The organism is Paenibacillus wuxiensis (assembly GCF_040195695.1).
Lineage (GTDB): Bacteria > Bacillota > Bacilli > Paenibacillales > Paenibacillaceae > Paenibacillus_B > Paenibacillus_B suaedae.
Map to the genome: position 1 here is coordinate 276,446 of NZ_JBEFZI010000010.1, position 20,252 is coordinate 296,697.

At 48.2% G+C, this 20,252-nt stretch carries 18 protein-coding genes and 1 other annotated feature; of the genes, 16 read left to right on the top strand and 2 right to left on the bottom strand.

Annotated elements, in window-relative coordinates; genetic code table 11:
• Positions 1–92: 92 nt before the first annotated feature.
• Positions 93–980, top strand: a complete 888-nt coding sequence (locus ABN764_RS23565; protein WP_446673263.1) for an RluA family pseudouridine synthase — start codon at positions 93–95, stop codon at positions 978–980.
• A gap of 143 nt (positions 981–1,123) precedes the next feature.
• Positions 1,124–2,677, top strand: a complete 1,554-nt coding sequence (locus ABN764_RS23570; RefSeq protein ID WP_446673264.1) for a LysM peptidoglycan-binding domain-containing protein — start codon at positions 1,124–1,126, stop codon at positions 2,675–2,677.
• 99 nt (positions 2,678–2,776) lie between these two features.
• Here the strand turns inward: ABN764_RS23570 and ABN764_RS23575 are convergent, their stop codons facing one another.
• The gene (locus tag ABN764_RS23575) at positions 2,777–2,941 is read right to left on the bottom strand and encodes a YszA family small membrane protein (RefSeq protein ID WP_162833933.1); all 165 of its coding nucleotides are present in this window, start codon (positions 2,939–2,941) and stop codon (positions 2,777–2,779) included.
• A gap of 164 nt (positions 2,942–3,105) precedes the next feature.
• Positions 3,106–3,398 (top strand) — a binding site (T-box leader).
• Between the two features lie 190 nt (positions 3,399–3,588).
• Here ABN764_RS23575 and ABN764_RS23580 point away from each other — a divergent pair.
• The 3 genes from ABN764_RS23580 (at position 3,589) to murC (ending at position 9,082) form a co-directional block, all read left to right on the top strand.
• Positions 3,589–6,225, top strand: coding sequence for a valine--tRNA ligase (locus tag ABN764_RS23580; protein ID WP_268627629.1), 2,637 nt, complete (start codon positions 3,589–3,591; stop codon positions 6,223–6,225).
• A gap of 93 nt (positions 6,226–6,318) precedes the next feature.
• Positions 6,319–7,704, top strand: coding sequence for a bifunctional folylpolyglutamate synthase/dihydrofolate synthase (locus ABN764_RS23585; RefSeq protein ID WP_072731581.1), 1,386 nt, complete (start codon positions 6,319–6,321; stop codon positions 7,702–7,704).
• A gap of 7 nt (positions 7,705–7,711) precedes the next feature.
• A complete protein-coding gene (gene murC / locus ABN764_RS23590; protein ID WP_021254212.1) occupies positions 7,712–9,082 on the top strand; it encodes a UDP-N-acetylmuramate--L-alanine ligase in 1,371 nt (456 codons plus the stop codon).
• Positions 9,083–9,233: 151 nt separating this feature from the next.
• On the opposite strand, the gene ABN764_RS23595 is transcribed toward murC, so the two are convergent.
• Positions 9,234–9,470 (bottom strand): hypothetical protein, encoded by a 237-nt coding sequence (locus ABN764_RS23595; RefSeq protein WP_021254213.1) that lies wholly within the window; start codon positions 9,468–9,470, stop codon positions 9,234–9,236.
• 177 nt (positions 9,471–9,647) lie between these two features.
• On the opposite strand from ABN764_RS23595, the gene ABN764_RS23600 reads away from it, so the two are divergent.
• From ABN764_RS23600 to ABN764_RS23650, 11 genes are all read left to right on the top strand, one after another.
• On the top strand, positions 9,648–11,012 hold the full coding sequence (locus ABN764_RS23600) for an SPOR domain-containing protein (protein WP_446673265.1): 1,365 nt from the start codon (positions 9,648–9,650) through the stop codon (positions 11,010–11,012).
• 280 nt (positions 11,013–11,292) lie between these two features.
• Positions 11,293–11,901: a Maf family protein gene (locus ABN764_RS23605; RefSeq protein ID WP_065293526.1), complete on the top strand. Its 609-nt coding sequence runs from the start codon at positions 11,293–11,295 to the stop codon at positions 11,899–11,901.
• Between the two features lie 166 nt (positions 11,902–12,067).
• On the top strand, positions 12,068–12,754 hold the full coding sequence (gene radC / locus ABN764_RS23610; protein ID WP_021254216.1) for a RadC family protein: 687 nt from the start codon (positions 12,068–12,070) through the stop codon (positions 12,752–12,754).
• A 43-nt stretch (positions 12,755–12,797) separates the two neighbouring features.
• Entirely contained in the window at positions 12,798–13,832 is a 1,035-nt protein-coding gene (locus tag ABN764_RS23615; RefSeq protein ID WP_021254217.1) for a rod shape-determining protein, read from the top strand.
• A 188-nt stretch (positions 13,833–14,020) separates the two neighbouring features.
• Complete coding sequence (gene mreC / locus ABN764_RS23620) at positions 14,021–14,923, top strand: rod shape-determining protein MreC (RefSeq protein WP_036591306.1); 903 nt, start codon at positions 14,021–14,023, stop codon at positions 14,921–14,923.
• The gene (gene mreD / locus ABN764_RS23625; RefSeq protein WP_021254219.1) at positions 14,920–15,447 is read left to right on the top strand and encodes a rod shape-determining protein MreD; all 528 of its coding nucleotides are present in this window, start codon (positions 14,920–14,922) and stop codon (positions 15,445–15,447) included. The genes mreC and mreD overlap by 4 nt, the downstream gene beginning before the upstream one ends.
• A gap of 128 nt (positions 15,448–15,575) precedes the next feature.
• The gene (locus ABN764_RS23630) at positions 15,576–16,232 is read left to right on the top strand and encodes a septum site-determining protein MinC (protein ID WP_021254220.1); all 657 of its coding nucleotides are present in this window, start codon (positions 15,576–15,578) and stop codon (positions 16,230–16,232) included.
• Positions 16,233–16,236: 4 nt separating this feature from the next.
• Complete coding sequence (gene minD / locus ABN764_RS23635; protein ID WP_021254221.1) at positions 16,237–17,034, top strand: septum site-determining protein MinD; 798 nt, start codon at positions 16,237–16,239, stop codon at positions 17,032–17,034.
• A 7-nt stretch (positions 17,035–17,041) separates the two neighbouring features.
• Positions 17,042–18,199, top strand: coding sequence for an FtsW/RodA/SpoVE family cell cycle protein (locus ABN764_RS23640; RefSeq protein WP_065293530.1), 1,158 nt, complete (start codon positions 17,042–17,044; stop codon positions 18,197–18,199).
• Between the two features lie 216 nt (positions 18,200–18,415).
• Positions 18,416–19,348 carry a peptidoglycan DD-metalloendopeptidase family protein gene (locus ABN764_RS23645; RefSeq protein WP_446673266.1) on the top strand — a complete coding sequence of 311 codons (933 nt, stop codon included), beginning with the start codon at positions 18,416–18,418 and terminating at the stop codon, positions 19,346–19,348.
• A complete protein-coding gene (locus ABN764_RS23650; RefSeq protein ID WP_446673267.1) occupies positions 19,341–20,210 on the top strand; it encodes a site-2 protease family protein in 870 nt (289 codons plus the stop codon). Before ABN764_RS23645 ends, ABN764_RS23650 begins: the two co-directional genes overlap by 8 nt.
• Positions 20,211–20,252: the final 42 nt, after the last annotated feature.

Consider the following 20,252-nt stretch of genomic DNA (forward strand, 5'->3'; position numbering starts at 1 on the left):
TACACATAAATAGGACGAATACGAGCCCGGCGATTCCGCGTTAGAAGTGGAGCGCCGGGCTTTGAAATGGATAGGAACGGAGGAGATGCGTCGTGACACGATATTGGAGACGCCAAGGAGAATGGATAGAATTCATGCCCGGCAAAGCTTCGCTTCAAGATGAACAATCTACACTGGCATGGCTGATCAGCGAGCTGCGTTTGCCAAAAAAATTCGTTCATAGAATGAATCATGCGGGAGATATTCGCACTGCAGGAGATAGGCTGCGTGTGAAATGGTTTGTTGCTGAATCGGATGCTTATGAGCCCGCTGACGCACCTGCCGAGGTGCTGTATGAAGATGATGCTTGCTTGGTAGTATATAAGCCTGCAGGTATGGCGGTTCATCCAACGACACCGGAGCAGGATAAGAGGCGGGATAGTCTTGCCCATGCTGTGGCATGCCACTATGTATGGACGGGGCAGGCTTCCAAGGTGCTGCATATACATCGCTTAGATGTTGATACAACCGGGCCGGTGCTGTACGCGAAGCAGCCGTGTACACAAGTGATTCTGGATGAGATGATGCGCGAGAAGAAGATTGAGCGCATCTATCATGCGATTGTTCAGGGAACGCTGACGCCGGCTTCTGGAACGGTAGATGCGCCAATAGGGAAGGATCGTCATCATCGCGGCAAATATCGGGTAAGCGATAGCGGAGCTCCTGCGATTACCCACTATGAAACACTGCAGCCCGGCTCAGAACTGTCCCTCGTGCGCCTAACGCTGGAGACGGGGCGGACACATCAAATTCGGGTGCATATGAGTGCGAAGGGGCATCCGCTTGCGGGAGATACGCAATATGGGGGCGATGGCAAGCTCATTAGCAGACAAGCGCTTCATGGGGAGAGTTTGCGCTTCATCCATCCGCTGTCAGGAGAACAGATTGTTGTAGAAGCCCCGTGGCCTGAGGACATGTTGCGCTTGCGGCAAAAAATATAGTCATGCTCCTCTCTTTCCTCCCATATAGATGAAGTAGTGATACGAGTCTGACTTTGCGACTGTAGCTTAACATCGTTGCCATATCGCATGTACGCTGGTCACAAGGGAAGATGGCATATGAACTGCGGGAGGAGGAGCGGTCTGTGAACGAAGAATCATATGGATTGCGCTTTGATATTTATGAACGTGTGCACTTGTCCGACGAAGTGGTCGGCATTGATCAATTGGAAGAAGTGGAGTTGACACCGCACATTCAGGTCATTCCTGCTGGTGACCAGGTGACAGTGCGTGGCAGCTTGCTGCTGGCTGGGGCATATGTAGGTGCTGATGAACTGCGTAGCAGTCATTCGCTTGAGCATTGGATCCCTGTTGAAATCACACTCCCCTTAAATCGGGTGCGCAGCTTGGATGATATTTCGGTCGATATTGAGCACTTCGATGTAGACCTTTTATCAACACGTACATTAAATATTACAGGAATTTTATCGCTGCGCGGCATCTCAATGGAAAGTATAGAGCCAGCGGCTTGGGAGCCGGAGCAATTTACAGTTGTACATCAAACGGAGCTCGAGCACGATGGGGAAGAGCCAGCGTGGCTGCGTGACTACGGTACATATACACCGGCGTTCACGAAATCAGCAGAGCATGTGACTGAAGAAGTTGCAACTGAATCGGAAGTTGCGACTGAATCGAAAGTAGAAACAGAAGCTGATTATAGAGATTTCAGTCCTGTTAGGGCTTCAGAGGAACAGGAGCAAGAAGAACAAACAGAAGAACAGGCAGAGGAACAGATGGAGGATCAGGCAGAAGAAGAGTTGGAAGAGAACTTCGATCGAGCTGCTGAAGACGTGGAGGTTCGCGAATTCGAAGGGGAGAGGCTGCTGCCTGCACAGACCAATCATGATGCATTTGATGGAGATTCTCCCCAATCTGAACGTATTCCGCTCACATGGAGTGGTTCTCAGTGGGCCAGAGAGACGCGAGATGAGGAGGAGCGGTTAGAGGTTCAGAGTGCCGAGGGGCAAGGCGAAGCAGGGCGAGCGCCGGGCAGAGCAAGTGCTGCCACGGATAGCGCAGAACACGAGCCAGAAGCGAAAATGACTCAGTTGGAGTCTCATTCACCGACCCTCTCGAATGAAGCAAATACGAATGAGCCTGTTGCGAGAAAGGAAAGTGTGCAATCCATCGAAGTAGATGCAGCTGTTCAATCAGAGGGTGAAGGTGAATCGCTCGCCTCGAATCAGGAAGTGGAGCGGGACGATATTGAAGCAGCTGCTCCATTGAATGAGCCGGAGGATGTTCCAGCAACTGCCAAGCAGGAGATGAAGGTTGCAATCGGCAAGTCGAAAGCGAGTGAGCCGGAAGCAGCGGAACCAGTTGGATTCAGTTCGTTGCTGCAGAAGAAGCGGGAGTCTCAAGAACTGGAACGTATCCAGAAGGAAGAAGAGGCAGCGCAGCTAGCAGCAATGAATGAGGAGACAACTGGTGAGGAAGTAAAGTGGCAGTCGCTATTCCTGCAGCGTATTGATGATGAGCGGGCTTTCAAGAAGGTGCGCTTGTGTATTGTGCAGCGTTCTGAAACACTCGATACAATTGCTGACCGCTATTGCATGAACTCGAGAGAAATTGCGCTCTACAACCGCTTAGCGGAATCGGATATATCCGAAGGGCAAGTTCTGTATATTCCTACCTCGTAACGATATCTCCATTTCCTATTAGATAGGCAAAAAACCCGTATGGCTCAATGAGCGACGGGTTTCTTTGTGTCTGCATGCAGTTGTACAAGAGTACAAGCTTCAATATACATCCCACAAAAATCCAATGAAGATGAGGAATAATACAAATAGCAAAAATACGTCAAATGCTGTTGGCAGAAGCAACGTGCGAACAAATTGCAAGCAAATGATGGGGAAAAGAACCCCTTTAATGGAACCTCGAACACGACACCACCACCGTTCCATGTAAAACACCTCCTATAGTACATGTTATGAAAAATGAAAAACAGGATATGACTAATAGGGAAAGCATTTGTTAGTATCCTTTTGTGCTTCGTCTATTGACTCGCTCGGTATGCGAAGGTACAATATATCGTAAATGTTATTGTTTATTTTTATAAAGATCTGATTGAAAGACTATGAACAGGATTAGTAAGCGATTGGCCCCTTACAGAGAGCAGAGCGACACGGTGCAACGCCTGCAGGATTGTCCCGCGCTGAAGTCACCTGGGAGTTGCCCTTTTGAACGTGTCACGGTAATGTATGAACACGATGTTCATCATGTTCCGGATACGCTAGAATAGGCCGGCCGCAGCCGTTATTTGCAACTGAAGTGCCGCTCACACGATCTGTAAGATGTAAGGATCTTTACTGGGAGCGGAATAAAGGTGGTACCACGGAAGCTAAACCTTTCGTCCTTTGCGGCGTAAGGTTTTTTTATTTGCCTACGTAAGCGAATTGTCCTTGCAAATACCGAGCTATACGCTTAGAGAAGCATGCATGGATCGAGCAGTATGATTTGCTTCGATTATATAGGCTGAACATTGTCGATTAGATACTCATGATTATGTAACGGAGGGATTTGCTTGACAGAGAATCAAGAGCAACTGTCTATGCCTACGACGTATGATCCGAAGGCAGCGGAGCAGAAATGGTATGATTTCTGGATGAAAGGCGAGTATTTTAAAGCAGGTGAACGCAAGGATGCTGAACCGTTCACAATCGTAATCCCGCCTCCGAACGTTACGGGTATGCTGCATATTGGTCATGCACTTGACTTTACATTGCAGGATATTTTGATTCGTTTCAAGCGGATGCAAGGATATGATGCTTTGTGGCTTCCAGGTTCTGACCATGCAGGTATTGCAACGCAGACGAAGGTAGAGCAGAAGCTGCGCGAAGAAGGAATCACACGCTATGATCTTGGGCGTGAAGCATTCTTGGAGCGTGTATGGGATTGGAAAGAGAAGTATGCGAATACGATTCGTGAGCAATGGGCGAAGATGGGACTGTCATTGGACTTCTCCCGTGAGCGCTTTACGCTGGACGAGGGTCTGTCTCGTGCGGTTCGCCAAGTATTCGTGAAGCTCTATGAGAAAGGTCTCATCTACCGCGGTAAGTATATTATCAACTGGGATCCGGCAGCACGTACGGCATTGTCTGATATCGAAGTTGAATATAAGGAAGTGCAGGGGCATCTCTATCACCTGCAATATCCTCTGAAGGATGGCAGCGGCACAATCACTGTGGCGACAACACGTCCAGAGACGATGCTTGGCGATACAGCAGTAGCTGTACACCCTAAGGATGAGCGCTATAAGCATATGATTGGCAAAATGCTGGTACTGCCGATTGTTGGCAGAGAGATTCCGGTCATTGCTGATGATTATGTAGATAAAGACTTCGGAAGTGGTGCGGTTAAGATTACGCCAGCCCATGATCCGAATGACTTCGAAATGGGACTCCGCCATCAACTGCCGCAAATTACGGTAATGGATGAGTCCGGTAAAATGAACGAACTGGCTGGTCAATATCAAGGGCTTGATCGTGCAGATTGCCGCAAGCAGATCGTGAAGGATTTGCAAGAACAAGGCGTGCTGATCAAGATTGAAGATCATGTGCATCAAGTTGGTCACAGCGAGCGCAGCGGCGCAGTTGTAGAGCCGTATTTGTCTACGCAATGGTTCGTGAAGATGAAGCCGCTCGCGGAGCGTGCAATCGAAGCACAGAAGTCTGGCAAAGGTGTTAATTTTGTGCCTGATCGCTTCGAGAAGACATATTTGCATTGGATTGAGAATGTACGCGACTGGTGTATTTCTCGCCAGCTATGGTGGGGACATCGCATCCCTGCATGGTACTGTGAGGATTGCGGACACATTCATGTTGCAGAAGAAGACGCGACTGCATGTACGTCATGCGGAAGCAACCACTTGAAGCAGGATGAAGATGTACTCGATACATGGTTCAGCTCTGCATTGTGGCCGTTCTCCACACTTGGATGGCCGGAACAGACAGAAGATCTGAAGCGCTACTATCCAACGAATGTACTCGTTACAGGCTATGACATCATTTACTTCTGGGTATCCCGCATGATCTTTACGGCGTTGGAATTTACAGACGAAATTCCGTTCAAGGATGTGCTGATGCACGGCTTGGTGCGTGATGCTGATGGTAAGAAAATGTCCAAATCGCTTGGGAATGGTGTCGATCCGCTTGAAGTTATCGAGAAGTACGGTGCTGATGCAATGCGCTTCATGATTTCGACGAGCAGTACACCAGGCCAAGACTTGCGCTTCCGCTGGGAACGTGTAGAACAGGCTCGCAATTTTGCCAATAAGATTTGGAATGCATCCCGTTTTGCTCTGATGAACTTGGAAGGGTTCACTTATGCGGATATCGACATCACAGGCGAATTGGGCACAGCTGACCGCTGGATTCTCCACCGTATGAACGAGACTGCCCGAGAAATTACACGCTTGATGGATGCTTATGAGTTTGGAGAAACAGGCCGTGTACTCAATAACTTCATCTGGGATGATCTGTGCGATTGGTATATTGAATTTGCGAAGCTTAGCTTGTATGGCTCGAATGAGCAAGCGAAGAAGAAGACGCAATCCGTTTTGGCTTACGTGCTTGACCATACAATGCGCATGATCCATCCGTTCATGCCGTACATCTCAGAGGAAATTTGGCAGCATCTGCCGCACTCCGGCGAGACGGTAACACTTGCGGAATGGCCAGTATACCGTGCTGAATTCGAAGCGCCTGAGGCGGTTCGCGAGATGACACTTCTTATGGATATGATTCGCGCAGTACGCAATATTCGTGCTGAAGTGAACGTTCCGATGAGCAAGAAGGTAGAATTGATTGTGAAGCCGACTGATCGAATGGTAGAAGCGAACATTACGAACAACCTTGAGTTCGTGGAACGCTTCTGCGGTACTTCGAAGCTGGAGGTAAGCATAGAAGCTGCTGCTCCGAACAAAGCGATGACCGCTATTGTGACAGGAGCCGAGTTGTACTTGCCGCTCGCTGGCCTTCTTGACATTGATCAGGAGATTGCACGTCTTCAAAAAGAAGTCGAGCACTTGAACAAAGAAGTGGAGCGCGTCGATAAGAAGCTTGCTAATCAAGGTTTCATCGCGAAGGCGCCTGCTTCGGTCATTGATGAAGAGCGTGCCAAGCAGCGTGATTACAGTGAGAAGAGAGACAAAGTATTGGCGCGTATTACCGAATTGAAAGAAGCGTAAACAACCTGTGCGATATGTACGACCGATCCGGACGTGAGGGCTGTCTCATGCCGGTTCGGTCGTTTAATGACATCTGATAAAGGATGAGGAACTATGCCTACGACAAGCGAGACGGAAGCAACCGATTTTCCTTTTGTTCGGGTAGAAGACGCAATTGATTGGATTAATTCTTTAATTCCTTTTGGAATCCGTCCTGGATTGGATCGGATCGAACTGTTGATGGAGCGGTTAGGTTCTCCGCACCGTCGCTTGAAGTTCATTCATGTTGCGGGCACAAATGGTAAAGGCTCGACCTGTGCGATGTTAACAAGTGTCTTGCTTGCTAACGGATATGATGTCGGCACATTTACTTCTCCTTATATTGAAAAGTATACGAATCGTTTAAAGTACAACAACGAGGACATTCCTGAAGATACGCTGCTTCAACTTGTGAACAAGCTGAAGCCGTTGGTGGATGAAATCGCACAAACGCCGCTCGGTTCGCCGACGACGTTTGAAGTATCAACTGCGCTCGCCATTATGTACTATGCGACAGTGACGTTCCCGGATGTCGTCGTATGGGAAACAGGACTTGGCGGACGGCTTGATGTAACGAACATCGTGACACCGATCGTATCGATTATTACGAATATCGGCCATGATCACATGGACATACTTGGGGATACGATTGAGAAGATTGCTGCTGAGAAAGCAGGAATTATTAAACCAGGGGTGCCAGCGGTGACGACGGTGGAGCAGCCAGAGGCGCTTGAAGTGATTAAGCAGGCTGCTGAGAAAAACCAATCTACGCTGTATGTCATGAACGAACAGTTCCGGGTGGAACTGCTCCATGCGATTGAAAATGAACAGAACTTCACATTCTTCGGCCCATTCCGTTCGATGGAAGGAATGTCGCTCACGATGAACGGGGCACATCAGTTGAAGAATGCGGCCGCCTCATTAATGGCGCTTGAAGTGCTGCGACAATATATGGCTTTCATGTTAGAGGATGCTACCACGCAAGAAGGACTGAAGCGTGCAGCATGGCCAGGGCGCTTAGAGATGGTATGCGAGAAGCCTCGCATGCTGCTCGATGGAGCGCATAATCCGGAGGGGGCAGCGACGCTTGCACAAGCGCTGCGCGATACGTACCGGTATGAACGGCTTCATATTATGATGGGTATGCTGTCGACAAAGCATCATCCCGATGTTCTACGACATATACTACCTTTAGCAGATACCGTTATTTTTACAGAACCAGATTTCCGCAAGAAGATGGATGCGGAGAGCTTGAAACATATTGCCGAGCAAGTGATGGAGGGCGAGGGCGATATACAATGTCCAACCATTCTTGTAGAGCCGGATTGGCATAAGGCTTTGGAACAGCTACAAGCGATGACAGAGCCAGGAGATTTAGCAGTAGTTACGGGGACATTATATCTGATTGCAGACGTGCGTTCTTTCGTTCTGCATCGGACCGAATCTGAAAAGGGTTGGTGAGTTCGTTTTGAATACGACGGAACATATTCATTTTATCGGCATCGGGGGCTATGGGATGAGCGCCATCGCTCGTGTCATGCTGGAAATGGGGTACACCGTCACGGGGTCCGATGTGGCCGAACAGGATTTGACGGAAAAGTTACGCAAAAAGGGAGCGACTGTACATATCGGGCATGACCCTGCCTATGTTCAGAACGCAGACACAGTAGTATACTCTACGGCTTGTCCGAAAGATAATGTAGAGCGAGTTGCAGCTGAACAGCAAGGGATTCCAGTCATTCACCGCTCACAGATGCTGGCGCGCTTGCTGAATGCTAAGAAAGGCATCGCTGTAGCTGGTGCTCACGGGAAGACGACGACATCTTCCATGATTGCTTTTGTCATGGAACGCTGTGGCGTAGATCCGACTTATATTATTGGCGGCGAAGTGACGAACCTAGGAACGAACGCCCAAGCAGGAAATAGTGAATATGTAGTAGCTGAGGCGGATGAGAGTGATGGCTCCTTCTTGAATTATCACCCTCATATAGCGGTTGTACTTAACATAGAGGCAGATCATTTAGAGAATTATGGCGGGGATTTCGAGCGATTGAAGGAAGCTTATGTACAGTTCCTGTCACAAGTAAATCCGGAAGGATGCTCTGTAGTGTGTGCGGATGATCCAATTGTTGGCTCTATGCTTCCAAACTTGGGCGCAGGTGTTGTGACATACGGCATTGAGCAAGCGGCTGATTATACAGCTACAGAGATTATCGCGGAAGATCGCGGCATGACCTTTACGATGAATCATCAAGGCAAGGCGCTTGGCACAGTACAATTGTCTATTCCAGGTACGCATAATGTGTTGAATGCAATGGCGACCATTATTGTTGCTATGCGTGCAGGCATTCCGTTTGAACAGGCATCTGCTGCCATCGTGGACTTTATTGGCGCTAAGCGCCGTTTCCAAGTAATTGGGGAAGAGCAGGGCGTACTTGTTGTAGATGACTATGCTCACCATCCGACGGAGATTGAGGCAACACTTACTGCTGCCAAAGCAACAAACCGTCGTATTGTTGCCGTATTCCAGCCGCAGCGTTATTCGCGGACTTATTTCCTGTTCGATCAGTTCAGCCGGGCATTTGAGGGTGCAGATGAACTGATTCTGACAGATATCTACTCTCCAGCTGGGGAGAAGCCGATTGAAGGGGTACACTCTTCGAAACTGGTTGACCGGATTCGCGAAAACAGCAACAGCAACGCACAGTACATTGCGGATAAGAATGATGCATTAGAGCATCTGAAATCAATTGTGAAGTCCGGAGATTTGGTAATCACAATGGGTGCAGGTGATATTTGGAAGACAGCGCGTGACTTAACCGAGGCACTGAAATCGTAGTATCTCTGGCAGTGAGTCAGCAATGTTCCCCACAATGGGATGTAAGTCTGTAAACAACTAGAATAGCAAGAAAAGATCGAGCTGGGGGTCAGGATTTTGGCCCTTCGCTCGATCTTTTTTTCTGTTGACTTATTGTCTTTGTCTGAGTGGATTACACAAGTCTAATAGCAACTACAGCTGCAAATAGAATACGACGAATAAAGAAAAAGCCCCGGCGCTGTACACGTAATCGGAAGGAGATAAGCCCCGAGGATAAGATTCTGCCAACCAGTACTTCTCCAGTAAACAGAACGACAATCACGCGACGGCCGATATTTCGTCTAACGAATCGACGTACCTCAGCTGGGGTCAAACGCAAGTTACTTTTCTTGCTTTTCTTGCTGTTCATTCTATTCCCTCCTTTGCTGCGGGATTATATATCATATGCTAGCGTTGCAAGATTTGATAGGACGCATATAGGAGGACGGACGCACTTTCTAGCCAATAATTTGTAAGGTAGGTTCTATTGGATTCGAATCTAGCATAAATCTACTAGTAACCAATAGGACAAGGTAGGTGTTCGGATATGACCAACATGCGAACGAAGATGACGTTTCGATTCGATGATTCCCAGCCTGTGAAGGATAAACATGAGATTCAGGGCATAGAGGCGAGCAAGAAGAAAGAGCGGCTTACAGATTGGGAGGAGATGTCTGATGGTACGATTGTGAATGGGGCTTCAGTTGAGCAGGCGAGCGTATCAGAACTTGAAGAGTATAGTGAATCAACTCCTATAGAGAATCGGCATCATATAGAAAAGGTCGAAATAGATGCTCCGAACAATGACCGGGAACAAGAAAAGGTAGAGAGCGAAGATGAACGAGTGGAGCGCTGGATTCGGGAGTCGGATCGTCAGCCTGAATATGACATTCCGAAGAACGGTTATGCGATCCCAACCTCTATTGAAGATCCTGCCTCTAGTTCACTTAGTGATCAAGGCGAGTTGTTATGGCATGGTATTCATACACGTTCTCGCAAGCCCCCGGTGTGGAGAGTCGTTGCTTCCGTTGCGGGCGCGCTCGCAACGGGTGCCTTGTTCGGATTTCTCGCTCTGTCTCTATTCAAGGGCGAAGTATCGATGCCTAATCCAAGTGATGCTATTCCAGTATTCGCGAATGATAAGCAAGGAAAAGGTGGAGAGCCAGCATCTAAGGACACAGCATTGAACGAACAGGGGACGTTGAAGGCAGGGGATTCAGGAAGCAAGTCCTCATCTACTAGCAATGGAGGGAATTCGGCTGCAGCCGCAGCAGGTCTGTATGTGACGGATGTGAATATTCCAGAGAAAGTGTTTTACATGCTGCAATATGGTGTGTTCGCTCAGGAAGAAGGGGCTCAGAAGGCAGCGACGGAGCTGAGAGAACTCGGGCTGGCTGCGATGGAGGAGAAGTCAGAGCAGCATCGCGTGTATGCCGCGATCGCACCTTCGAAGGAGGATGCGATGGGGTTGAGTGCGTTGCTGAAGAACAAGCAGGTGGACTTGTATGTGAGAACCTTGAACCGTCCGGCGATTACAAAGTTGGCATTCCAAGGTGACTCAGCCTCCGTGGAGCAATTTTTAGGCCAAAGTGACGTGGTGAATGAATGGTTAATGTCTCAATCGATTGCGTATTTAGAAAAAATCAATACCGAAGCATTCACTCAAGAGATCACGGAACAGCTTCGGAAGGAGCATCAGAAGTGGACACAGCAAATGAGCAACGTGCAAAAAGGGATTCCCGACCAGTCCAAGAAAGCTTGGACGGAGCTGGTTCAGAGCATGAACACAGCAATCAGTGCAGTGAATGAGTATAATAAGCAGCCTTCGTCCTCGCATTTATGGAGTATCCAGCAGGCGGTTATGCATTATCGGAATGCAGAGGCGGTTTGGTTGGGTACGATGAAGGTGTAGCTGAGAGCGGAATAGATCACATGCCAATTATATTGTTGGGAACAGAGTCTTTTGATAGGAGCGTAGCTCTTTGAAGGGGCTCTGTTTTGTATATAAGAACTTGCATTCGCATTGTTGTGAGGGGAAGGATAGAAAACTGCATGAATTTGGGATCGTTGCATAGATTACCATAAATTGTTCATCTAAATCTTGCAAAGATCATCATTTGAATGTTTGTTTCGACAGCCAGTTACGCGTATAATAGAACAGTGTCAAAAAATGGCGAGGAGCGACTACGAAAATGAGTATATCCAAATTCGAGCGACCAACGATCGTAATGGCTTCCTCCTCACCACGGAGACAAGAGCTTGTCCGTTCACTCGGTCTTCCTTATGTCGTACATCCTAGCGATGCAGACGAGACAGTGGATCCCAATCTGGATCCTGACTGTATTGTTGAGACGCTGGCACTGCGCAAGGCACAGGCGGTAGCAGATGTCCGCAAGGCGGCTGGTGAGCACGGTATTGTCATCGGTTCAGACACCATTGTCGTCTTGGATGGCGAAGTGCTGGGCAAGCCAGTGAATGAAGAGGATGCGGTTCGTATGTTGACTAGGCTGCAGGGAAGATCGCACAAGGTGTATACCGGCGTGGCGATGATTGATTCAGCGGACGAACATACAGAAGTTGCGCATGGTGTAACCACAGTCCATATGAAGCCATGGACAGATGAACAGATACATCGCTATGTTGCAACTGGTGAACCAATGGACAAGGCAGGGGCCTATGGGATTCAAGGAATTGGCTCAACACTTGTCACGCAAATTGAAGGCTGTTATTTCAACGTAGTTGGATTGCCGTTGTCGCTTGTTAGCGATATGCTGGCTTCGTATGGCATTATCATCCCGTAATGGGCGCTGCCAGTATGGAGCAGCACGGTGGAGCAGTAACTGTAAATGAGATAAGATGAGTATGAAATGTTGAATGCAAGACGGTCCTAGGAACAGCGGATGCCGACCAATGGTGCTTCGTCGGTGCATGATGGCGACCGGACAATCGACTACAGGGGGTTGTAAGATGGGACATAGTCCACTTCTACGCGATCTTCCCCATGAAGAACGTCCGAGAGAACGCATGATGCAATATGGGGCAGAGTCATTAAGTCATGCTGAATTACTTGCAATATTACTGCGTACAGGCACGAGAAATGAATCGGCCATTACATTAGCGCAGCGAATATTGAATCACGTAGGACAGCTTCGGCATTTGCACGATATGTCTGTGACAGAGTTGACAGCGATTCGTGGTATTGGCGACGCTAAGGCACTGCAGCTAAAAGCAGGATTAGAGCTTGGACGCCGTATGTCGCGTTCTCGTCTTGAGGATGCTCTGCAGGTACGACGGCCGCAAGATGCAGCCGATCTGCTTATGGAGTCGATGCGATACTATGACAAGGAACATTTTATTTGTTTGTTTCTGAATACGAAGAATCGAATTATGGCACAGGAGACGGTTACGATCGGAATCCTGGATGCATCTTTGGTACATCCCCGCGAAGTTTTCAAGGCTGCCCTGAAGTGTGGTGCAGCTTCCATCATTTGTGCTCACAATCACCCAAGCGGAGATCCAACACCGAGTCCAGAGGATGTAGCGCTTACTAGGCGGCTCATGGAAGCTGGAGAAATTGTTGGTATCGAACTGCTGGATCACTTGGTTATTGGCGATAACCAATATGTGAGTTTGAAGGAACGCGGGCTCATGTAATATAATGATTGAGATTGAAGGTTATAAAAAGGAGATTAACATCATGTTGGGTGGCTTTACGAAAGATTTAGGTATTGACTTGGGAACTGCTAATACATTGGTCTATGTACGCGGTAAAGGTGTCGTCGTGCGCGAACCGTCTGTGGTAGCAATCCGCACAGATTCGAAGACGATTGAAGCGGTAGGAGAATCAGCGAAAAATATGATTGGACGTACGCCGGGGAATATCCGTGCAATCCGTCCAATGAAGGACGGCGTCATCGCTGACTTCGACACAACTGCTACTATGATAAAATATTTTATTCGGCAAGCTCAGAAGCAGCGTTCGCTGTTTCCGCGTCATCCGAACGTAATGGTATGTGTGCCTTCTGGTATTACTGCTGTTGAACAGCGTGCAGTTGAAGATGCAACGAAGCAAGCAGGTGCTAGAGAAGCTTATACGATTGAAGAGCCGTTCGCGGCAGCAATTGGTGCTGACTTGCCTGTATGGGAACCAACAGGAAGTATGGTCGTTGATATTGGTGGCGGTACAACTGAAGTAGCGGTGATCTCCCTTGGAGGTATCGTGACATGCCGTTCCGTTCGCGTTGCAGGCGACGAAATGGACGAAGCAATTATTCAATTCATTAAGCGCCAATACAACTTGATGATTGGTGAGCGCACAGCTGAACAGCTGAAGATGGATATCGGCTCGGCTATGGGGCTTGATGAAGAAGAGCAGATGGAGATTCGCGGTCGCGACTTGCTGACAGGTCTTCCGAAGCCGCTCACGATCTCCTCGAACGAAATTACAGATGCTTTGGCTGATACAGTGAGTTCTATTGTTGAAGCTGTTAAGGTAACATTGGAGAAATGTCCTCCTGAGCTTGCAGCTGATATTATGGATCGGGGTATTGTATTGACAGGTGGCGGCGCTTTGCTTCGCAATTTGGATAAGCTGCTTGCTCGTGAGACTGGCATGCCGGTCATCGTGGCAGAGAACCCGCTTGATTGCGTAGCGATTGGTACTGGACGCGCGCTTGATAATATTCATTTGTTCAAGGGACGCAGCAGCTCTGCGCTTCGTTCCAAACGATAAGAATACGCCCATGAGGGAGTCTGATACCCGCGTCGATTCGTTCCAACGACGCGGGCATTGTTATCACTGAAGGTTGCTGCCAAGCCTAATGCTTGGGCATAAGCTTGCGGGAACGACTTCATGATGGCAAGTGGACATCGTGAGCGACCTCTTTTCTGAGGGAACGAGTACCTCTTTACGATGAGAAGGTGTTAATACTGTTTAAGCTTCTGGGGAACAAACGTTTATTTTTGATGTTGTTTGGCCTTATTTTGTTTATTGCGTTAATGGGGTTTACACTAGGCGGACGCCTAAACCTTACTTGGCCAGAGAAATTTGTGCATGATACGGTAACCTTTGTGCAGCAAATATTCTACAGACCGGCATCGTATGTATCGAATTTCGTGAAGGATGTCTCCAGTCTGAAGGAACTGCACGAAGAAAATGAGCAATTGAAGACGATGCTCGCGCAATATACAAGGGATAAGGCCTACTACAATTCGGTTGCGGCAGAGAATAAGAGACTTCTAGACGATCTGGAATTTACGGAGCGTCAGAAGCAGATGAATATGCCTTATAAATACCGAATTGCACAAGTGACGTCGATCAATGTGGCCGATCCATTTAACCAGACGTTGAACTTGAACCTTGGCTCGAAAAATGGAGTTCGTCAAGGAATGCCGGTTATATCGACGGAAGGCGTAGTCGGGATTGTCAGCCGCGTATTTGAATTCTCCTCCACAGTCCAGTTGTTGACGAATATGGATGAGAAGGATCCGAACTCACCAGCAATATCAGCTACTGTACTTGGCAAAGAAAACAAGTCTTTCGGCGTGATTGAGTCTTATGACCACAGCAGTGGTACATTCTTAATGACACGTATTCAAGAGGATGATGAGCTGGAAGAAGGAGATACCATTGTATCGTCCGGCCTTGGCGGTTCATTCCCGAAAGGTCTCGTTCTCGGCCAAGTTGTATCGCGGCAAGTAGGGGACATCGGATTGACGCATTCTGCTACGGTTAAGCCTGCTGCAACCTATCGTGACTGGCGTGAGTTGTTCATCGTTATCACACCGGACATGAAGGAGACGGGGAAAGAGGCACAGCAATGAATCGAAACTGGATGATCGTATTTATGTTCATTCTCTTCCTGCTGGAAGGTTCGCTGCTGCCTGTATTTATTCCAGATGCGTGGCAAGGACGGATTGTCCCGCAACTGGTATTCATCGTAATACTGTATCATGCCGTATATCATCATCGGCATGCTGCGTTGATGATGGGATTGGGATTCGGGTTTCTGCAGGATATTGTATATTATGGCCATATGCTGGGCCCACACACATTTAGCATGGGGCTGCTCGGATATTTGACTGGATTACTTTTTGCGTCTCGCAACACATCCATGATTACGATGATAATCATTTCTGTATTCGGCAGCTTTGCCTATCAGACGATGCTGTATGCAGCTTACCGACTGTTTGGCTTGCATGGAATGACATTCGAATATGCGATATTCGATTTTATGATTCCAAGCTTGATTGTACAGCTTGTCTTCTCGCTGGCCATATATGTTCCGATGCGAAGATGGTTCGACCATTTGTCTGGGAAGAAGTCTGCCGAAGATGAACAGGGGTAATAGCCGTCTTGGAATATGTTTCCAGACGGCTTATGCCTTTTTGTTATCGATAATTTCTTTTTCAACCCGGTGTTGCAGGAACTTTCCTCTTCCATCTCGAAAAAGATAAAATTGGGGAGGGACCTTTCATGACGGCCAAGTCACTGGTAACGATTAAAGGCATGAAGGACGGCCTAGTGTTCCTGCTTGACGATAAGTGTGAATTTGCAGTCTTGTTGGGCGAATTGCGCGACAAGCTTGAACATACACCGCATTTTTTCGACGGACCGATTGTATATGTCGATGTCAAGTTAGGAGCCCGCGCTGCAACAGACGAGCAGAAGACTGAAGTGCTGGATGTACTGCGTCAGCGGGGGAATTTACTCGTACGTTCGATTGAATCTTTTGAGGACAAGAAGGCGGAGCAGAAGGGGTATCGTATTGAGACGAGAACCGGTATGGTACGTTCTGGACAGGTGCTGCGCCACGAAGGAAATTTATTGTTTTTGGGAGATGTCAATCCTAGCGGAATGATTATATGCACTGGCGATGTAATGGTCCTAGGAGCGCTGCGTGGAATGGTTCATGCAGGGGCAGAAGGAGAGCTATCTGCCGTTATTGGGGCCTCGTTATTTGCACCGACGCAACTACGCATCGGGGAAATTATTAGCAGACCGCCAGATGAATGGGGTGTAACCCAATCGCATATGGAATTTGCTTATGTGCATGAAGGTGTCATGCAAATTGATAAAATCTCGCAGCTACATCGCGTTCGCAAGGACATCAATATGTTCAAAGGAGTGTAGAAGGATGGGAGAGGCAATCGTCGTCACTTCGGGCAAAGGCGGCGTCGGCAAGACGACGACATCCGCGAATATTGGTACCGCGCTTGCTTTGCTCGGCAAAAAAGTGTGCATGATCGATACAGATATCGGTCTTCGCAACTTAGACGTCGTGATGGGGCTTGAAAATCGTATCATCTATGATATCTGCGATGTTGCGGATGGCCGTTGCCGATTGAATCAAGCGCTTGTGAAGGACAAGCGCTTTGATGAGTTGTATATGCTGCCTGCCGCTCAGACGAAGGATAAGTTGGCAGTGTCTCCAGAACAGATCAAGGATATCGTTCTGGAACTGAAGAAGGAATTCGAATACGTTATTATTGACTGTCCAGCAGGCATTGAACAAGGATTCAAAAACGCGATCGCAGGAGCAGACCATGCCATCGTTGTTACGACGCCTGAGAATGCTGCGGTTCGTGACGCTGATCGGATCATTGGACTGCTGGAGAATTCGGAAGTCTCCTCACCGAAGCTGATTGTGAACCGTGTTCGCGCCAATATGATGAAGAAGGATGGCGGCATGCTTGAACTGGATGATATTTTGCAAGTGCTCAATATAGACTTGCTAGGCGTTGTTCCTGATGATGAAATGGTTATTAAAGCGGCTAACTCTGGTGAACCTACGGTCATGAATCCAGATGCTCCTGCTGCTGTGGCTTATCGGAATATCGCGCGCCGCATCCTGGGGGATACAGTACCACTGATGCCGCTTGAACAGAAGAAAGGCGTGCTAGACCGTGTGAAGAAGTTTTTTGGAATGGGATGATTAATCAGTGTTTAACAAGCTGAAACGAATTGATTGGATTATAGTCGGTATTTTGCTCGTGTTCTCGGTGTTCAGCCCACTGGTCATCCTAAGTGCAACGCATGGGGATGCAATGTTCAGCGATACATCCATGATGATGAAGACGATTATATTCTATATTCTCGGATTTATCCTTATGTTTGCCGTAGCGCTGTTCGATTATCGATTGCTATTGAAGAGCTGGCCGATTTCAATGGGGATCACAATCCTGCTTCTTGTTGGCGTGTTTTTCCTAGGGGCGGATCTTAACGGGGCTGTTGGCTGGTATAAGCTTCCCGGAGGGCAGACCTTCCAGCCTGCAGAGCTCGCGAAGATTACCCTCATATTTGCGTTAGCGCAATTGCTAGGAAGACGGAATGGTGATCCACTCTCACTTACGAAGGACTTGCTGCCAATTGGATTGGTAACGATCCTTCCATTTGGACTAGTAGTGATTCAGCCTGACCTTGGTAACGCCATTATTTATATTGTAATACTGATTGGTATGCTATGGATCGGAGCGGTGAAATACCGGCATGTCCTTGTGGCGCTCCTCTGTGTTGCGGTCATAGGGGGAGCGGTCTACGTATCGTTCACGACCTTCAATAAAGAAGTCAAGGATTTCTTCGTGAATAAGATCGAGAAGAAGCATTGGTATGAGCGGATAAACACATTTATCAACCCAGAGGAAGCAACCAACGATGCGAAGCATCAATCCAACTATGCGATGATTGCGATCGGTTCAGGCGGACTCAGCGGTGATGGCTACATGAAGGGCGAATTGAAGCAGCGCAGCTTCATACCGTATACGTATTCGGATGCCATCTTCGTGGTAATCGGTGAGGAGTTCGGGTTCCAGGGCTCGGCCCTGCTGCTGCTGCTGTACTTCCTGATGATATACAGGATGATTCTCATTTCCTTCCAGTGCTATGACTTGCGAGGGTCGTACATGATAATCGGCATTGTATCGATGTTCGTGTTCCAAATATTCGAGAACATCGGAATGATGATCGGCCTTATGCCGATTACCGGGATTACGCTGCCATTCATCAGTTATGGCGGTACATCACTTCTCTTGAATATGATTTGTATTGGACTGGTGATGAGCATACACATTTATCAAGAGAAATATCAGATTGAGCCTTAATGGAGTCGAAGATTAGGGTCTTGGTCTCATCATTTACGAAATTAGCGCTAAGGCGGCAATACGTCCATAACGGATGTAGTGCCGCTTTTTTGCGTACATCTGCCTGTTCTCAGGCTCACTGCTCATATCTGCTGTAGGCTTGTCATACACATGTGATAAGCACATCATTCAGCTGATGCATATTGTTGAAATGGGTTAAGAAGGGATGAGACGAGCATGAAAGAAGATATTCGGCGCCGAAGAGAAGAACGAATCCGTGACATTTTAATGGCTGAAGAGATGAAACGTAAGTCGCATGCGAAGGAAGCTGTGGAAGGTAATCTGTCTTCCCATTCACCTGTTCAACCAGATGTCGTGTTGAATGTTCCCTCTGCAACGGCTGTCTATAATAACGGAGAGCAGCGTGAGGACTACGAATTCAATCAAGAGTATACGTATGATCCTGAGCAGCAGTGGAAGATAAGCCGTTCGAAGTGGAATGAACGCTACGGCTGGGAAGAGCCTCCTACAGGAAGAGGCAATGTATGGCGCTCCTTGCGCTCCAGACTTCTTGTATCCATCTTGTTGTTCGCTGCAGCTTATGGAATCACATCCTTCCCGGCGGAATGGAATGCACCTATGCGCGCTTGGATTCAATTGTCCCTTCATGATGAGATGGACATGCGGCCGATTGCGGCGTGGTATGAGCGAACTTTCTCCGGAACACCTGTGTTCATCCCTTTGTTTCCACGAGATAAGGAATCAACGAAGGCTGTACAGTCCACACATACCTATCCATCCCCGATTAAGGGGCAGATTGTGCAGCCGTTTGCTATGAATCTGAAGTCTGTCGCGATTGCTCCCGATCATGCGAGTGGTGCGGCGATTGAGGTTCAGAATATTGCTACGGGAAAAATTGAACGGGTAACTTCAGACGAGAAGTCAGGAATTACAGTAACTGTCCAACATGCCGATGGTCTTGTGACGGTGTATAGTGGGCTTACAGCGACTTCCGTGCAACAGGATGACTGGCTTGAGCCCGGAGCAACAATTGGTACGATACAGAGTCAGGAGAACCAGTCGGGGGTAGGTGCTGAGCCTGTACTTACATTTGCGATGCAGCAGCGCGGCGTTTATATTGACCCGGCGGATGTGATACGAATTGATTAAATGGGGGGAGACCACCTACTCACTTCATCCGCTATTTGTGATCCTTATGGCTGCAGCTGCAGCTACAGGCTATATATTTGAATTGCTTACGTTATTTACGATCGTGCTGATTCATGAACTGGGACATGTAGCTTGTGCTAAGGCGTTTGGATGGACCATCACGGAAGTGAAGCTGCTGCCCTTCGGAGGGATGGCGGAGACGGATGATGGAGCACTATCGCCTGCTTGGCAAGAGTGGATTGTAGCGGTAGCGGGGCCATTACAAAATGGTCTCATGATATTAATTGCATGGTATGCGGAAGCGATGGGTTGGTGTAGTCCAGAATGGGCGAAAGGGTTTATTCAGGCCAATGCGTTCATTGGATTGTTCAATTTGCTGCCGATTCTTCCGCTTGACGGCGGACGGATGATGCAAGCAGCATGTTCGTTATGGATGAGCTATCATCGAACCTTGCTTGTTGGTGCGAGGGTCAGCCTTGGATGCAGTGCCATTATGCTGCTGTACAGTGTGTGCCCGGTAGTTGTGGGAGGCAAGCTGAATATTAATCTCTTGATGCTAGCTCTCTTTTTACTGTGGACCAACTGGGTGGAACATCGGAATGTTCCTTTTCGTTTCATACGATTTTTGATGAATCGTCCAACGAGGTTGCGCGAGTGGGAGAGTTCGGTCGCACTAGGACGCCCAATTGTAACAGAAGGGGGGCGTTCGTTGTCTCGAATCGTTCGTCTGTTCCGCAGAGATGATTACCACTTCATTTATGTAATGGGTGATGAAGGGCGAATCCAACGGATCGTTCCGGAACAGCAATTAATTGATGCCTTCTTCGATGAGCCTCCGCCTCAGAATCGTATGAAATCATGAGCGCCATCTAGGTAAGTTCGGTCACAATTTTGGAGGTGAAAA

Coding starts and splice junctions, on each gene's coding strand:
- ABN764_RS23575 (WP_162833933.1), bottom strand. CDS start 2,941: ATGGAACGGTGGTGGTGTCGTGTTCGAGGTTCCATTAAAGGGGTTCTT.
- ABN764_RS23580 (WP_268627629.1), top strand. CDS start 3,589: ATGCCTACGACGTATGATCCGAAGGCAGCGGAGCAGAAATGGTATGAT.
- ABN764_RS23585 (WP_072731581.1), top strand. CDS start 6,319: ATGCCTACGACAAGCGAGACGGAAGCAACCGATTTTCCTTTTGTTCGG.
- ABN764_RS23595 (WP_021254213.1), bottom strand. CDS start 9,470: ATGAACAGCAAGAAAAGCAAGAAAAGTAACTTGCGTTTGACCCCAGCT.
- ABN764_RS23600 (WP_446673265.1), top strand. CDS start 9,648: ATGACCAACATGCGAACGAAGATGACGTTTCGATTCGATGATTCCCAG.
- ABN764_RS23605 (WP_065293526.1), top strand. CDS start 11,293: ATGAGTATATCCAAATTCGAGCGACCAACGATCGTAATGGCTTCCTCC.
- radC (WP_021254216.1), top strand. CDS start 12,068: ATGGGACATAGTCCACTTCTACGCGATCTTCCCCATGAAGAACGTCCG.
- ABN764_RS23615 (WP_021254217.1), top strand. CDS start 12,798: ATGTTGGGTGGCTTTACGAAAGATTTAGGTATTGACTTGGGAACTGCT.
- mreD (WP_021254219.1), top strand. CDS start 14,920: ATGAATCGAAACTGGATGATCGTATTTATGTTCATTCTCTTCCTGCTG.
- ABN764_RS23630 (WP_021254220.1), top strand. CDS start 15,576: ATGACGGCCAAGTCACTGGTAACGATTAAAGGCATGAAGGACGGCCTA.
- minD (WP_021254221.1), top strand. CDS start 16,237: ATGGGAGAGGCAATCGTCGTCACTTCGGGCAAAGGCGGCGTCGGCAAG.
- ABN764_RS23645 (WP_446673266.1), top strand. CDS start 18,416: ATGAAAGAAGATATTCGGCGCCGAAGAGAAGAACGAATCCGTGACATT.